Below are 16,190 nucleotides of genomic sequence, written 5' to 3' on the forward strand. Positions count from 1 at the left end.
CTATGAAAAAATTACTTTATATTATTCTTTTAATAAGTCTGATGGGATGCACAAATACTTCGAAAACATCTGAAAGCACAACTGACAAAGAGGAATACAATGTCATAAGAGGGATTAATCTTTCTCAAGAAGGTAAGTATTTAGAGGCACTCAGGGAGTTTGAAAAAGCTTACGGGAAAAATGATAAGAACATAATAACTTTAAGAGAGATGGGACTAGTTTATGCTCAACTCTCAGATTATAAAAAATCAGAGGAATTTTATAAAAAGGCTCTTGTATTAGACGAAAGAGATCAGACGGCTATAAAAAATCTTGCTTTACTCTCATATGTAAAAGGGGATTATGAAAAATCTGAGGAATATTTAGAAAGTGTATCCAAAGATTCTATAGACAATATGGTTTTGAAGTTAAAGGGATTTATTTCTTTTAAAAAAGGTGAAAATATTAAAGCATATGACATTTTAAAAAGAGCTCTTTACTTGGAGTCTGACATAGATATGGAGTTTTACAGTGTGTATTCACAGGTTTTACTGGAAGAATCCAAATTTATGGAGTTGTATAAAGTTCTTGAAAGCGGGTATGAAAAGTATAGTTTAGATAAAGATTATATACTTTTTTATACTAGAATACTTTCAGTCAATTATAGTGAGCATGATAAAGCTGAAAAAACTCTGAAAAGGTATATGGCAGAAAATGGTATTGATGATGAACTATTGTTGCTGCTAAGTAAGATATCTTTTACAAACGGAGATATGGACAGTGCAGAAAATTCATTAAAAATGATTTCAGATGACTACAAATATGATCTAGAATATCTCAATCTAAAAAAAGACATACTAGATAAAAGTAATAAAAGTGAAGAAGCCCAAAAAATAAATATCCTTATTGAAAGGCTGACTAAGGGAAAAAGCTAAAAAGAGCGGTGTAAAAGCACCGCTCTTTTACTAAAAAATATTGAGGAATGCTTAAAATTATGTTATAATTTTATCTGCTTTCTTTTTTTATATAAGGGGGGATTGCCTTATGGAAATAAGGGTTAGAGTAGCTGGTGTTTTAACTATAAAAGATGAGATACTTTTTGTGAAACATCAAAAAAATGGAGAAGAGTATTGGCTACTTCCTGGAGGGGGAGTAGATTACGGTGAAACTATGGAGGAATCTTTAGCAAGAGAATTTTTAGAAGAGTGTAATTTAGAGATAGAAGTTGAGAATTTAATGTTTGTTTCTCAAGGGATTTCACCAGATAAAAAGAAGCATATAATCAATATGTTCTTTAAAGTAAAATATTTATCAGGTGAGCTTAAAATCGGTGAAGAAGAAAGACTTAAAGAGGCCGCTTACCACAATATAGATGATATAAATAATATGACTCTTTATCCCAATGTAAAAAAAGAACTTTTAGACTACTTTAAAGGAAATAAGGAGATAAAGTATCTAGGTCACAGGTGGGAATAGAAATGGCCAGGATTATAAAAAAAAGGCTTGGAGACACTCTGGTTGATGAAAAAATAATAACGGAAGACGAGCTGGTAAAGGCCCTTGAAAAGCAGAATATAACACACAAAAAACTCGGAGAAACCCTAGTTGATATGGGATATGTAAGTAGTGAGGAGATAGTGAGAATACTAGGAGAACAGATGGGGATTCCCTATGTTTCTCTAGAAAGATTAGTAATTACAAAGGAAGCCATACTACTCTTAAGCAAAGAAACTGCTGAAAAGTTTTGTGTGATGCCACTATTTAAAAATGAAAATGTGTTGCATGTGGCCATGGAAGATCCTCTAGACGTCTTTGCAATAGATCGTATAGAGGAAGAAAGCGGCATGGAAGTCTTTCAGTCTATAGCCAGAAGAGATGATGTGGTACGAGCAATAGAAAAATATTATTCACCTGTATTTTTGAAGGAAGATTCGAGTTACTTAAAAGAAAGAAGAAGCTTTGAGAGAACGGATACTTCTGCTGTAGAGGTTGTAAACCTCGTTATGAAAAAGGCGATAATCGAAAATGCAAGTGATATTCATATAGAACCTGAAGCCAATATTTTGCGGGTGAGATTTAGAATAGATGGTTTACTTCATGAAATACTTACGCCTCCTAAATCACTTCATTCAGCTATAGTATCTAGAATAAAGATAATTTCTAAGCTTGACATAGCTGAAAAAAGAATACCTCAAGATGGTCGGGTAGAAATAAATTTTGAAGAAAAGCTGATTGATATGAGAGTATCAATACTTCCCACTATTTTTGGAGAAAAAGTCGTAATCAGACTTCTTGATAAATCCAATGTAAAGGTGAGTTTAGAAAGCCTTGGATTTGGGAAAAGCAATGTAGAAAAATTAAAAAAACTCATAAATAGACCCAACGGGATAATATTTGTAACCGGTCCCACGGGAAGTGGTAAAACTTCTACTCTGTATGCATCTCTAAATGAGATCAATACTCTAGATAAAAATATAATAACACTTGAAGATCCGGTAGAATACCAGATGGAAATAATAAATCAAGTTCAGGTGAATTCTCAGGTAGGGCTAGACTTTTCATCAGGGCTAAGGTCAATATTGAGACAGGATCCAGATGTTATAATGATAGGTGAGATAAGGGATGTGCAGACTGCTGAAATAGCTATAGAATCTGCCATGACAGGTCATTTAGTTTTTTCTACCTTACATACAAATTCTGCAACAGGAGCAATATCACGACTTATAGATATGGGAGTTGAACCATTTTTACTTTCAGCTTCTCTAGCTGGAGTATTAGGGCAAAGACTATTAAGGAAACTTTGCACACACTGTAAAGAGGAGATATTAGTTTCTGGAACAGAATTAAAAGAGTTTAATGTAAATCCCATTGAAGATTATAAACTTTATAAGGCTAAAGGTTGTAGCTTTTGCAGAAATACAGGCTATAGTGGGAGAACAGCTGTAATTGAGCTTCTGGAAATTGAGAGTGAGATAAGGACTATGATAAACAAGGGTGCAGATATTTTTCAGATAAAAGATGCAGCTACGAGAAAAGGCATGAAAACAATAAAGCAAGAGGGATTTGAGAAAGCCTTAGAAGGAATAACCAGTATAGAAGAAGTTTTAAGAGTAGCACAGGATGATATATAATGTTTTTAGGAGGATTCAAATGAATTTGAAGGATTATGTAGCCTTAGTTGAGGACTTTCCAAAAGAGGGAATTAAATTTCGGGATATAACCCCATTGATGAATAATGGTGAGGCTTTTCGTGCTGCAACGGATAAAATAGTAAAATATGCAGAAGAAAAAAAAATCGACCTTGTTGTTGGACCAGAGGCCAGAGGTTTTATTTTTGGATGTCCAGTGTCTTATGCACTAGGAGTTGGATTTATTCCTGTAAGAAAGCCAGGAAAGCTTCCTAGAGAAGTTGTAGAATATGACTATGACCTTGAATACGGGAGAAACGTACTTTGTATACACAAGGATTCTATAAAGCCAGGGCAGAGAGTTCTCATTGTAGATGATCTTTTAGCTACTGGTGGAACTGTAGAGGCTACTGTAAAATTAATAGAGGAACTGGGTGGAAAAGTAGCAGGGCTAGCTTTTCTTATAGAGCTCAAAGAGCTTGAGGGAAGAAAAAAATTAGATGGCTACGATGTATTTACACTTATGGATTATTAAAAAATAAAGAGCGGCGCATCTGCCGCTTTTTATTTAAAAATTTTGAAAAGTATGATATTATTAACTTTAAAATTTAATTATTTTTGAGTTTTTAAAGTTAATAATATTCAATTAGGAGAGAAGAGGGATTTATATGGGATATAAACACGAGATATTAGATGCCATAAAAAAGAATAATCTCAAAGTTGACACAGATAAGATACTCTTGGCTTATGAATTTGCAAAGGAATGTCATGTGGGACAGTTTAGAAAATCTGGAGATGAGTATATTATCCACCCGATAGAGGTGTCTAAGATACTAATCAATATGAAGATGGATACTGATACCATAGTTGCAGGGATACTTCATGATATAGTAGAAGATACTCTTATAACAGTTTCTGATATTGAATATAATTTTGGAAACTCGGTGGCTAAACTTGTAGATGGAGTAACAAAACTTAGTGTTTTGCCAAAAGGAACTAAAAAACAGCATGAAAATATAAGAAAAATGATAGTTGCAATGGCTCAAGATATAAGGGTTGTAATAATAAAACTTGCTGATAGACTTCATAATATGAGAACACTAAAATATATGCCGGCTCATAAGCAGGAGAGAATTTCAAGAGAGACTCTTGAAATATTTGCCCCTCTTGCCCACAGACTTGGAATGGCTATGATCAAATGCGAGCTCGAGGATCTTTCCCTCTATTATCTAGAGCCTGAAATATATAGAGAGTTAGTCAAGCTCATCAACTCTAAAAAAGCTGAAAGAGAAAAATATACAGAGGCTACGAAAAAAGAGATAGAAAAATTCTTATTGGAAAATAATATAAAAGGTGAGGTTTCAGGAAGGCCTAAACACTTTTACAGTATATATAAAAAGATGTACGAAAAAGGTAAGGAGTTTGATGAGATATACGACCTTATAGCCCTTAGAATAATAGTTGAAACTGAAGGAGAATGCTATAATGTGCTAGGTGTACTTCACGGAAACTATAAACCTGTCCCAGGAAGGTTTAAGGACTATATAGCAGTGCCAAAGTCAAACGGATACCAGTCAATACACACAACTATAGTTGGACCTCAAGGGAAATTTATAGAGGTACAGATAAGAACAGAAGAGATGCACGGTATAGCTGAAGAGGGAGTAGCTGCCCACTGGAGTTATAAGGAAAGAGGTAAGGTAACTAAAAAAGACCATGTATATTCATGGCTGAGACAGATATTAGAATGGCAGCAGGAAGCTGACAATTCAGAGGAATTTGTAAAAACTGTTACCGGAGATATACTTCATGAGACAGTATTTGTATTTTCTCCTAAGGGTGATGTTGTAGAACTAGCTTATGGAGCCACTCCTTTAGATTTTGCATTCCATATTCATACTGAGATAGGCTTGAAATGTGTGGGAGCAAAAATAAATGACAGAATAGTTCCGATAGACTATAAACTTCAAAATGGTGATAAGGTAGAGGTAATAACCTCAAGAAATGCTAAGGGTCCCGGTAACGATTGGTTGGATATTGTTGTTACCCAAAGTGCCAAGAGTAAAATAAGAAAATGGATTAAAGATAAAAAGTTTGATGAAAACGTAAAACTTGGAAAAGAGATAATGGAAAAAGAACTTTCTAAGTTTGGAGTCTCTATAAAAGAGTTTGAAGCCAGTGAGATAACATTAAAATATATTGAAAAGCAGAATATGCAGTCTAAAGAGGATCTTTATTTTAGACTTTCACAAAATAGAATAAAGGCTGAAGCTCTGGCAGGAAGATTCAAACCTGAGGTTGTCAAAGAATTGAATTTTGACGATATAGGAGAAAGAAAAAAGCCAAAAAGCAGAAAGAAGAATGACTATGGGGTTGTTATAGATGGCCTTGATAACACTCTTATAAGATTTGCAAAATGTTGTACTCCTCTCCCAGGCGATGAGATAGGAGGCTACATAACCAAAGGAGCCGGTATAGCTGTCCACAGAAAAGACTGTAAAAATTATCAGGGGATGATAAAAAGTGATCCTCCTAGAGAGATAGACGTAAAATGGGATGAAGATGTTTTTGCAAAAAAACTCAATAAATATCAGTTTAATTTTAATGTTTTCGTAGTGGAAAGACCTAATATGCTAATGGATATAGCCACTATTATAGCTAACCACAAGATAAATGTTATCGGTGTAAACTCTAATCTTATAGTTAAGGGTCTAGACAGATATATGAATTTAAAATTTACAATAGAAATCTCTGAAAAAGATGAATATGAAAAACTCTTGAAACATCTTTCTGGAATAAAAGATATAATAGAGATACAGAGATAAGGAGGAAAAATGTCAAATAAACTGCCTGTAACCTATAAACTCTACTCTAAAGACGGAAAGGCTAGAACTGGAAAAATAACTACACCTCACGGAGAAGTGGAAACACCTGTATTTATGCCTGTGGGGACTCAAGCAACTGTAAAAACAATGACACCTGAGGAGCTAGAAGCCATAGGTTCTGAAATAATACTGGGAAACACCTATCACCTTTTCCTAAGACCTGGAGATGACTTGGTTGCAAAATTTGGTGGACTTCATAAATTTATGAACTGGAAAAAACCAATACTAACAGACAGTGGAGGATTCCAGGTATTCAGTCTAGGAGCAATAAGAAAAATAAAAGAGGAGGGGGTGGAGTTCCGTTCTCATATAGACGGATCAAAGCAATTCATCTCTCCTGAAAAATCGATACATATTCAAAACAACTTAGGGTCGGATATCGTCATGTTATTTGATGAGTGCCCTCCTGGGATGTCTACAGAAGAGTACCTTATACCCTCTATAGAAAGAACTACAAGATGGGCTAAAAGGTGTGTAGAGGCTCATAAAAGGCCTGATGAACAGGGTTTATTTGCTATAGTTCAAGGTGGAATATATGAAGAACTGAGGGAGAAGAGCAGAAAAGGGCTAATGGAGATGGATGAGTATTTTTCTGGTTATGCTATAGGGGGATTAGCTGTAGGAGAACCTAGAGATGATATGTATAGAGTTTTAGATTATATAGTGGAAAAACTTCCTGAAAATAAACCAAGATATCTCATGGGAGTAGGGGAACCTGTAGATATGCTAGAGGCTGTAGAAGCTGGTGTGGATATGATGGACTGTGTGCAGCCCACAAGAATAGGGAGACACGGGACAGTGTTTACTAAATACGGAAGGCTTGTAATAAAGAATGCATGCTATTCTGAAGACCCTAGACCTCTAGACGAAGGGTGTGACTGTTATGTATGCAGAAATTATACTAGAGGATATATAAGACATCTATTTAAATCTCAGGAGATTCTTGGATCCAGACTGGCAACTTATCATAACCTTTATTTCCTTATAAAAATGATGAAGGATGCTAGAGAAGCCATAAAAGATAAAAGGTTTAAAGAATATAAAGATGAGTTTTTGAACAACTATTCCAAAAGAGGCGAAAGTGACTGGATAAAAGCTCAAAAGCTAGGAGAAGTATAGAAAATCTTTTTAGTAAAATAAGGTATTAAAAGTATAGAGGGAGCTGCAGTCTGCAGCTCCCTCTTAATATTATTTTTTTCTTGAAAAATATTTTGTGTGTAACAATTCGTGTGCTTTTTCACCCATTGGTTCTCCAAGAAATTTTTCATATAATTCTTTAATATAAGGATTTTCATGAGATTTTCGTATTTTTTTTCCACTGTCGATTGCCTGTATTCCGTCAAATCTCTTTTTAATAATGCTAAATTTACCATGATGATAAGGTTGTCCTCCGCCCCCTATACACCCTCCCTTACAGGCCATAATCTCTATTGCATGCAAGACTTCCTCTTTATTTTTTACTTTTTCCAGCAGTTTTCTAGCGTCTCCGAGTCCATGGGCAATTCCTATCCTCAAAGGGGCACCGTCTATCTGAAGTTCAGGTATTTCTGCGACTCTCGATCCTTCTAGTCCTCTCAGCTGTTTGAAATCTACATTCTCTAGCTCCTTACCTGTTATCCATTCGTATGCCGTTCTAGTAGCAGCCTCTATAACTCCGCCTGTTCTTCCAAAAATATTCGCAGCTCCACTAGACATTCCGAAAGGCTTGTCAAATTCTTCTTCTTGTAACATGTTAAAACTTATTCCGCTTTGATTTATAAGACTTGCAAGTTCTCTTGTTGAAATTGAGATATCTGTGTCAGGATTTCCATCCTTTGAAAATTCCTCCCTAGAAGCCTCGTATTTTTTTGCTAGGCATGGCATTACAGAAACCACAATTAAATCTTCTCTTTTTATCCCCATTTCCTTTGCCCAAAACTCTTTTGCTATTGCACTAAACATCTGCTGAGGAGATTTTGCAGTGGATGGGATATCCAGCATGTCGGGAAAATTATGTTCGATAAATTTTACCCAGGCAGGACAGCAGGAGGTCAGGATAGGAAGTTTTACATCTTTATCTCCATCTAGATATCTAACTACTCTTGATTTTAACTCAGCTGCCTCTTCCATAATTGTGAGGTCAGCTGCAAAATTTGTATCAAATACATAGTCAAATCCTATCCTTCTAAGGGCAGTAACCATTTTTCCAGTGACATCTGTACCAGGCTTATGTCCAAATTCTTCTCCAAGAGCAACTCTTACAGCAGGGGCTACTTGCACAATTACGGTTTTAGACGGATTGGCAAGCATATCTACTACTTCCCAGGTATAGTCTTTTTCATGAAGGGCACCTACTGGACAGACGGCCACACACTGACCGCAGAAAGTACATGCAGTATCTTCTAGATCTTTTTCATGGGAAGGGGCCACCACCGTTTCAAATCCCCTGTTTACTGCTGATAAAATGTTGCATGTTTGTATTTTGTTACACATTGTCTCGCATCTTCTGCACATTATACATTTATCCATATCCCTAATTATAGCAGGTGAAGAATCTGATCTGTAAACCGATTTTTCTCCTTCAAACCTTATATTTTTTATCTTAAATTCATCTGCAAGATCTTGAAGTTCACATTCTCCCGACTTTGAACATGTAAGACAATCCTTTGGATGGTTAGATAAAATAAGTTCTAGAATATTTTTTCTTATCTGTATTAGTTCTGCCGAATTGGTAATAATCTCCATTCCTTCGTAAACCTTTGTTTCACAGGCAGGATAAAGATTTTCCTGTTCATTTACCTCTACTACGCACATTCTACATGAAGCTGGATCGTGGACATATCCTATATCACCCATTTTAAGCTGGCATAAAGTAGGAATTCTGACCCCTATACTCTTAGCAGCTGCCAAAATAGTAGCGTGTTTTGGAGACTCGACCTCTATACCGTTTATCTTTATTTTGACCGTTTCCATAGTTAACCTCCCTATCTATGCTTTCTTTATGGCATTGAATCTGCATGCATTATAACAAGCACCGCACTTGATACATCTATCCTGATAAATATAGTGCTTTTCTTTTACCCTTCCAAGAATGGCCTCTGTAGGACAGACCTTTGCACAGGCAGTACATCCGATACACTTGTCTGTTATAGTAAACTGAATAAGACTTGTACAGACAGTTGAAGGACATTTTTTATCTTTGACATGAGCCAGATACTCATCATAAAAATTGTTTAAAGTTGAAAGCACAGGATTAGGTGACGTTTTACCCAGACCGCAAAGAGATGCCCTTTTTATTGTTTTAGAAAGGTCTTTCAAGAGGTGAAGATCATTTACCGATCCTTTACCCTTTGTTATTTTGTCAAGAATCTCATACAACCTTTTGTTTCCTATTCTGCAAGGTGTGCATTTTCCACAGGATTCCTCCACAGTAAATCCCAGATAAAATTTTGCCACTGCAACCATACAGTCGTCTTCATCCATTACGATCATTCCACCTGAACCCATCATAGAGCCTTTTTCTTTTAGGGAATCAAAATCTATAGGTGTATTTAAATCTTTTTCTGTGAGGCAGCCTCCAGAAGGTCCTCCTGTCTGAACGGCTTTAAATTTTCTATTTTTTGTGATACCACCACCGATGTCAAAGATCACTTCCTGAAGGGTGGTACCCATAGGAACTTCGATAAGCCCGACGTTTTTTACCTTACCAGCTAAAGCAAATACCTTTGTTCCTGGAGATTTTTCCGTTCCGATACTCTTGAACCACTGAGCTCCCTTATTTATGATCACAGGGATATTTGCAAGAGTCTCTACATTGTTTACATTTGTAGGTTTTTTCCAGTAACCTGCTTCTGCTGGAAATGGAGGTTTTAGAGTTGGTTCACCTCTTTTACCTTCCATTGAATGTATAAGAGCAGTCTCCTCACCACAGACAAAAGCCCCGGCTCCATATTTTAATCTTACTTTAAAATTAAAATCCGTCCCAAAAATATTTTTCCCTAGCACACCATATTCGTTTGCTTGTTTTATGGCTTTTTTGAGCCTATTTATTGCAAGGGGGTATTCTGCTCTGATATAGATTAAGCCCTCATCTGATCCTATTGCATATCCGCATATTGCCATAGCTTCAAGTACAGAGTGTGGGTCACCTTCGAGAACAGATCTGTCCATAAATGCCCCAGGGTCTCCCTCATCGGCATTGCAGACTACATATTTTTTATCCACATCTTTGTTGAAGGCAAATTGCCACTTAAGACCTGTGGGAAAACCTCCGCCCCCTCTTCCTCTAAGACCGGAAATTTTTATCTCATCTATCACATCCTGTCTAGACATCTCTTTGAGTGACTTGTATAAGGCAAGGTATGCGTCTCTTGAAACAGCTTCCTCTATATTCTCAGGATCCATAAAGCCACAGTTGCGAAGAACTACTTTTTCTAATTTATCGCTTATAAATACGTCTGTCTTGTGGATTTTTTTATATTTTATATCTTTCAGTATTTTTTCTGCCTTAGGCAGATCTACATTTCCAAAAATTTCTGGCTGTTGGCCAGGGATAGTTACCTCTATAGTTGGCTCAGAGTGACACAGACCCATACAGCCAGTAGAAACAAGTTTTATACTGGCATTTCCTTCTCTTTCCAGCTCCTCTTTAAAAAAATCATAGAGGGTATCTGCCCCTGCTGTTATACCGCAGGTTGCCATAGAGATTTTTATAAGGGTTTTTTCATTTTCAGATTTTTGATAGTTTTCTTTTATGTTTTTTAAATCTTCGATAGTATTAAGCACAATCATCCCTCCATTTACTCATATTCTTTTAAGATATGCTTTACCTGCTCAGCTTCTACCCTACCGTAAGTCTTATTTCCTATTTTTATAATAGGAGCCATACCACAGGCACCTATACATCTCAGAACGTCTATGGAGAATTTTCCGTCATTAGTAGTCTCTCCGACCTTGACTCCTAGTTCTCTTGTCAGTTCGTTTAAAATTGTTTCAGATCCGTTTACATAACAGGCTGTTCCCATGCACACAGAGATTGGATGTTCACCTTTTGGTGTAGTTGTAAAAAAGGAATAAAAAGTAATAACACCATAAATCTCAGAAATAGGTATTCCCATTTTTTCACCTATGAATTCCTGAACCTCCACCGGGAGATAGCCAAACATATCTTGAGCTTTATGCAGTACGCTTATGAGTTCGCCATCTTTTGTTTCAAGTTCACTAATAAAAGTATCTAGTTCACTGAACATGTTTTTTTTGTAATTATTTTCACAATTCATATAATCCTCCCTTTTCATAAAAATATAACTACACCATTAATATATCTATTAAGAATAAATAGAACCTTTCCTATTAAAATATATTTTTCTCATTGAAAATTTTTGTTGATTGATTTAAATTGCTACTTAAAAGAAGTTAGAATAAATTACTGACTTTATTTGAACCTGTTACTTTTCTCTTGAAAGAAAAGTAACCAAAAGTTCAAGAATTTTCAAATGTCTAGGAAGTAGATATTTCTTTTATCGCCTTTGTAAGCTACAGTCTTCGGTTCCCTGCGGAACTTATTCTGTAGGACGGCTGAGTGCAGGTTCTTTCCTGTATAAGCCCTGCGACTTGAAATTCAAAAAATATAAAAGCATATGTTATCACTTGAGAAGTAAGCGCAAAGGTTTACCAAGGTTTATTCACACAAAAGTTTTTTTTAAGTTTTTGGCCATTGATAAAATAAGCGTTAAGAATGACTGAGAGAAATCTCTAGAAAAAATCAACTGTCTGAGCGTAGCGAGTGACCATAAAATAACGAGTTATACGAGTATATTTTATGGTTCTCAGAAACTTAATTTCTGAGTTTCATTACTCTTATTAGATTTCCGAAGGCATTTAGCTTATTTTTCACAGGCCTTGATTTTTGGTTATGCCCTGACCGAAGGGAGGAAATGCCCTTGGGGTGCTTTTCATCAAGGAAAAGTAACGGAACTTTGGATAAATTCAATACTTTAATTTGAATTAAGTAAATTATGCTTAATTTTAATTTAATTATTATAATTTCTGGAAAAAGATAGAGATAATAAAAATAATAGTAAAAAAAATTTTATTTTCAAAAAACATGTGGTATACTTTATTTATACAGTATATACAAAAGGAGTTGAGGATTCATGTTATTTATTCTAATTTGTGTGCTTATTTCATTATGTTCATATATGTTCATGTCTCAAAAGATGACAAATCTAAATTACTCTAATTTGGAAAAAGTTTTTAGTGAAACTGATTATTATGTAGATAAAACAAAAGAGGAGACTGGAGAAGAAAAAGTAGTTCCTTACTTTTACATGATAAATCCAAGGAAATCTTCGGGTGTTATAATGAAATATGATTTTTTCAAAGAAAACTTTTCGTTTTTATATGATGCTTATAAGAAAAATAATCTAATTGTAAAAAGACTCACTCATCATGGAATTACAAACAGTTATGTTCTCAGCTTCTTAAAGGAGAAAGTGGTAATATATCCTTATATATCAGTAGCTGAAAAGCCATGGGAATTAAAAAATAAGATGGACAATGTATATCCTGATATATATTTTTTAGAGAGTAAAGATATGAATAAAATATGTAATGAGCTACAGATAAACGATATGGCATTTGAATAATAAGAGAAATTTTAAGGGGCAGTTATTTACTGCCCTTTTTCTATGTCTGAAAAAAGTCTTATTATAGTAAAATTTACTTTAAATAAAGGAATTTTCAGATTTTTTAAAATAAAGTTTAAAAACAATGTGTCTTAAAACAAAAGTTTTACCCAGTAAAATAATCTTTAGAATTTATGTGTTATTATAATAAGATAATTCAGTAAAATAATATGTATAAAAGGAGATCAAAGTGCCAGGTAAATTTTATTTGGATAATGATATTTTTATAAGAGTTTGGGATGATGTAAAAAACCCAAAGGGGATAATACAGATAATCCATGGTATGGGAGAGCACAGCCTGAGGTACGACACTGTAGCCAAATGGTTTAATAAAAATGGATATATAGTATATGCAGATGATCACAGAGGACACGGGTATTCAGCAGAGAGTATCGAGGAGTTAGGGAGTATAGAGGGTGGATTTGAAACACTTGTGGATGATGAAAAATATATAACCGATTTTATATCAAAAAGTTGTCCAGGACTTCCAATTTATGTGTTAGGTCACAGTATGGGTTCTTTTATTGCCCAGGGTCATATGTCTGATTTATCACGTTTTGTAAATGGGTATATTCTTACAGGTTCTTGCGGTAAGAGGATGGCAGAAACTTTTTCAGGATGGATTTTAAGTGGGATAATAAGAATATTTTTTAGTAAAAGCAAGAGTCCACTTATGAAAAGACTGATATTTCTAGGATATAACAAAAAGATTAAAAAGAAAAAGACTGTCTCTGACTGGCTTACAAGGAGAGAAGAAATTGTAAAGGATTATATAGACGACCCATTCTGTGGATTCGTTTATACCTCAGGGTTTTATTTTTCATTTCTGAAATATCTAAAAAATCTATTTACCAAAAAAACTTTTGAATCTGTAAAAAGGACCATACCAGTTTTTATACTATCTGGTGAGTCTGACCCTGTTGGATTATATGGAAAGGGAGTAAGGAAATTGCTAAAATTTTATAAGAAAAATCATTTTAATTTTGTGAAAATGAAGTTGTATCCTGGTGCAAGGCATGAAATACTAAATGAGATAAACAGTATAGAGGTTTTAGAAGATATAAAAAACTGGATAGAAAATAAAAAATAGGAGGTATTACTCTCCTATTTTTTCACCCTTGATATTCCATATCTCTTGTGCATATTTGGCAATGGTATTGTCAGAGGAAAAGTGTCCTGACATCGCTATATTTACAAGACATTTTTTAGCCCATTTATCCTTATTTTTATAAAGTTTTTCTATTTTTTCCTGGGCCTTTACATATTCTTTGAAATCTTTTAGAACAAAATAATAGTCATTCTTTTCTGTTAACTCTTTGTATATTTCTCCAAACTCAGTTATAGAAACACCTAGAGTTCCATCAACTAAAGTTTCTACCAATTCTGCTATCTCTTGATTTTCTTTTAGGAAATTTACTGAGTTGTATTTATGGGAACTATAGAATTTTAAAACCTCTTCTGATGTTAGACCGAAGATAATGATATTTTCATCACCGACTAGCTCTTTTATCTCTATATTTGCACCATCTAGAGTGGCTAGGGTTATGGCTCCGTTCATCATAAATTTCATATTTCCTGTTCCTGAGGCTTCTTTTGATGCGGTGGAAATTTGTTCACTTACATCAGCAGCAGGAATTATTTTTTCAGCCTTACTGACATTATAGTTGTCTATAAATACGACTTTAATCTTATCATTTACTTCAGGATCATTATTTATAAGATCTCCCAGTGTATTGATAAGTTTTATTATTTTTTTGGCGAATACATATGCCGGTGCTGCTTTGGCACTGAAAATAAAAGTCCTTGGATAAATATCAAAGTTCTTATCGTTTTTCAGTTTTTTATACAAGTAGAGAATATGAAGACAGTTGAGGAGCTGTCGTTTATAGCCGTGGATTCTTTTTACATGAATGTCAAAAATAGAATCCGGGTCTACAACTATTTCTTTTTTATCAAAAATATATTTTGCAAGCTTCACCTTGTTTTCACGTTTTATATCCTCTATTTTGGATAAAACATCTTTATCTTTTTTAAAGATCATCATTTTTTCAAGATCTTTAGGATTTCTTACCCAGCTGTCCCCTATACAGTCGATAATAAGGTTCGTAAGGGCTCTGTTACTCTTTATAAGCCACCTTCTATGGGTTATACCGTTAGTTTTATTATTAAATTTTCCTGGGTAAAAATCATTAAAGTCCTTTAGCTCTTTTGTTTTAAGGATCTCAGTATGAAGTGCTGCCACTCCGTTTACAGAATGGCTTCCAACGATTGCAAGGTTGGCCATTTTTACCATTCCGTTTTCGATTATAGACATTCTTCCGACTCTGTCCCAGTCTCCGTGTCTGGCAATAATCTCCTGACAAAACCTTCTATTTATCTCTTCTATAATCATAAATAATCTAGGGAGTAACCTTTTAAATCCAGAAGCCGGCCATTTCTCAAGAGCTTCAGCCATGATAGTGTGATTTGTATAGGCACAGACCTTTGTTGTTACGTCCCATGCCTCTTTCCAGTTAAGTTCATCTTCATCCATAAGTATTCTCATGAGCTCAGCCACTGCTAAGGCAGGGTGAGTGTCATTAATGTGTATTGCCACATAATCGTCTAAATGTTTAAAGTCAACTTTCACTTCTCTGTGATAATTCAAAATAGACTGAAGACTGGCACTTACAAAGAAATACTCTTGTTTTAGTCTAAGCTGTCTTCCGTTTTCTGTAGAATCATCAGGATAAAGAACTTGAGATATTAGTTCTGCAGTATATTTACCCTCTACTGACTGAAGATAGTTTCCGCTGTTAAAGTTCTGAAAATCAAATTCGTCTGTATCAGCCTCGGAACTCCATAACCTCAGTGTGTTGACAGTTTTATTTAAATATCCAGAAAGGGGTATATCGTATGGAACGGCTTTTACTGTATAGTAGTTTTCATGTACAGCCTCTAGCTCGTTACCCACTTCTTTCATATAGGCAGTTCCGCCAAATCTTATCTTTATACTCCTGTTTTCTTTTCTTACCTCCCAAGGGTAGGGCTCTTTCAGCCAAGGATCTGGCATCTCTACCTGATAGCCATCCTTTATCTCTTGTCTAAACATACCGTATTTATATCTTATCCCACAGCCATGTCCCGGAAGACCAAGGGCTGCAAGGGAATCCATAAAACAAGCAGCCAGCCTTCCTAGACCTCCGTTTCCAAGTCCTGCATCAGGCTCTACCTTTATCAGTAGGTCTAGATCCATTCCCATATCCTCTAAAGCTTCTTTTGCCAGATCTGATATTCCGAGATTGATTAGATTTTTTTCAAGAAGCTTACCAATTAAGAATTCCATTGACAGATAATAAACTTGCTTTACTTTCTTATCTTTATACTGCTGATTGGTTTCAAACCAACCTTCAGACATATAGTCTCTTATTAGGTTGGAAAAAGCTATATATTTCTGAATATCAGAAGCATTTTTCAAATCTTTAGAGTAGAGGCTTTTTAATTTTAAAGCAAAGCCGTTTTTTATCATCTCTTTTGTAAATTCCAATTCAACC

At 34.9% G+C, this 16,190-nt stretch carries 12 protein-coding genes; 8 read left to right on the forward strand and 4 right to left on the reverse strand.

The features are described 5' to 3' along the window. Positions 1 to 2: 2 nt before the first annotated feature. The 6 genes from ILYOP_RS03505 (at position 3) to tgt (ending at position 7,111) form a co-directional block, all read left to right on the forward strand. Positions 3 to 914, forward strand: a complete 912-nt coding sequence (locus tag ILYOP_RS03505; protein ID WP_013387140.1) for a tetratricopeptide repeat protein — start codon at positions 3 to 5, stop codon at positions 912 to 914. A gap of 109 nt (positions 915 to 1,023) precedes the next feature. Further along, on the forward strand, positions 1,024 to 1,455 hold the full coding sequence (locus ILYOP_RS03510) for an NUDIX domain-containing protein (protein ID WP_013387141.1): 432 nt from the start codon (positions 1,024 to 1,026) through the stop codon (positions 1,453 to 1,455). Positions 1,456 to 1,457: 2 nt separating this feature from the next. After that, positions 1,458 to 3,110, forward strand: coding sequence for a GspE/PulE family protein (locus ILYOP_RS03515; RefSeq protein ID WP_013387142.1), 1,653 nt, complete (start codon positions 1,458 to 1,460; stop codon positions 3,108 to 3,110). Between the two features lie 19 nt (positions 3,111 to 3,129). Continuing rightward, positions 3,130 to 3,642, forward strand: a complete 513-nt coding sequence (locus tag ILYOP_RS03520) for an adenine phosphoribosyltransferase (RefSeq protein ID WP_013387143.1) — start codon at positions 3,130 to 3,132, stop codon at positions 3,640 to 3,642. Between the two features lie 133 nt (positions 3,643 to 3,775). After that, on the forward strand, positions 3,776 to 5,932 hold the full coding sequence (locus ILYOP_RS03525; RefSeq protein ID WP_013387144.1) for a RelA/SpoT family protein: 2,157 nt from the start codon (positions 3,776 to 3,778) through the stop codon (positions 5,930 to 5,932). A 9-nt stretch (positions 5,933 to 5,941) separates the two neighbouring features. Next, positions 5,942 to 7,111 (forward strand): tRNA guanosine(34) transglycosylase Tgt, encoded by a 1,170-nt coding sequence (tgt, locus tag ILYOP_RS03530; protein ID WP_013387145.1) that lies wholly within the window; start codon positions 5,942 to 5,944, stop codon positions 7,109 to 7,111. A 69-nt stretch (positions 7,112 to 7,180) separates the two neighbouring features. Here tgt and ILYOP_RS03535 read toward each other — a convergent pair whose 3' ends face one another. Genes ILYOP_RS03535 through ILYOP_RS03545 form a run of 3 tightly spaced genes read right to left on the reverse strand, consistent with a single transcriptional unit; the run spans position 7,181 to position 11,250 of the window. Continuing rightward, positions 7,181 to 8,944: an NADH-dependent [FeFe] hydrogenase, group A6 gene (locus tag ILYOP_RS03535; protein ID WP_013387146.1), complete on the reverse strand. Its 1,764-nt coding sequence runs from the start codon at positions 8,942 to 8,944 to the stop codon at positions 7,181 to 7,183. 15 nt (positions 8,945 to 8,959) lie between these two features. After that, positions 8,960 to 10,756 carry an NADH-quinone oxidoreductase subunit NuoF gene (locus ILYOP_RS03540; RefSeq protein WP_013387147.1) on the reverse strand — a complete coding sequence of 599 codons (1,797 nt, stop codon included), beginning with the start codon at positions 10,754 to 10,756 and terminating at the stop codon, positions 8,960 to 8,962. 14 nt (positions 10,757 to 10,770) lie between these two features. Next, positions 10,771 to 11,250, reverse strand: a complete 480-nt coding sequence (locus tag ILYOP_RS03545; RefSeq protein WP_013387148.1) for an NADH-quinone oxidoreductase subunit NuoE family protein — start codon at positions 11,248 to 11,250, stop codon at positions 10,771 to 10,773. Positions 11,251 to 12,147: 897 nt separating this feature from the next. On the opposite strand from ILYOP_RS03545, the gene ILYOP_RS03550 reads away from it, so the two are divergent. Continuing rightward, a complete protein-coding gene (locus ILYOP_RS03550; RefSeq protein ID WP_222838867.1) occupies positions 12,148 to 12,618 on the forward strand; it encodes a hypothetical protein in 471 nt (156 codons plus the stop codon). Between the two features lie 229 nt (positions 12,619 to 12,847). Next, positions 12,848 to 13,747, forward strand: a complete 900-nt coding sequence (locus tag ILYOP_RS03555) for an alpha/beta fold hydrolase (protein WP_013387150.1) — start codon at positions 12,848 to 12,850, stop codon at positions 13,745 to 13,747. Positions 13,748 to 13,753: 6 nt separating this feature from the next. Here ILYOP_RS03555 and ILYOP_RS03560 read toward each other — a convergent pair whose 3' ends face one another. Next, the gene (locus ILYOP_RS03560; RefSeq protein ID WP_013387151.1) at positions 13,754 to 16,183 is read right to left on the reverse strand and encodes a glycogen/starch/alpha-glucan phosphorylase; all 2,430 of its coding nucleotides are present in this window, start codon (positions 16,181 to 16,183) and stop codon (positions 13,754 to 13,756) included. Between the last annotated feature and the right edge of the window lie 7 nt (positions 16,184 to 16,190).

Source organism: Ilyobacter polytropus DSM 2926 (assembly GCF_000165505.1).
Classification (GTDB): domain Bacteria; phylum Fusobacteriota; class Fusobacteriia; order Fusobacteriales; family Fusobacteriaceae; genus Ilyobacter; species Ilyobacter polytropus.

Excerpts from the sequence above, each read along its gene's own strand:
- ILYOP_RS03505 (WP_013387140.1), top strand. The coding sequence starts at position 3 with ATGAAAAAATTACTTTATATTATTCTTTTAATAAGTCTGATGGGATGC.
- ILYOP_RS03510 (WP_013387141.1), top strand. The coding sequence starts at position 1,024 with ATGGAAATAAGGGTTAGAGTAGCTGGTGTTTTAACTATAAAAGATGAG.
- ILYOP_RS03515 (WP_013387142.1), top strand. The coding sequence starts at position 1,458 with ATGGCCAGGATTATAAAAAAAAGGCTTGGAGACACTCTGGTTGATGAA.
- ILYOP_RS03520 (WP_013387143.1), top strand. The coding sequence starts at position 3,130 with ATGAATTTGAAGGATTATGTAGCCTTAGTTGAGGACTTTCCAAAAGAG.
- ILYOP_RS03525 (WP_013387144.1), top strand. The coding sequence starts at position 3,776 with ATGGGATATAAACACGAGATATTAGATGCCATAAAAAAGAATAATCTC.
- tgt (WP_013387145.1), top strand. The coding sequence starts at position 5,942 with ATGTCAAATAAACTGCCTGTAACCTATAAACTCTACTCTAAAGACGGA.
- ILYOP_RS03535 (WP_013387146.1), bottom strand. The coding sequence starts at position 8,944 with ATGGAAACGGTCAAAATAAAGATAAACGGTATAGAGGTCGAGTCTCCA.
- ILYOP_RS03545 (WP_013387148.1), bottom strand. The coding sequence starts at position 11,250 with ATGAATTGTGAAAATAATTACAAAAAAAACATGTTCAGTGAACTAGAT.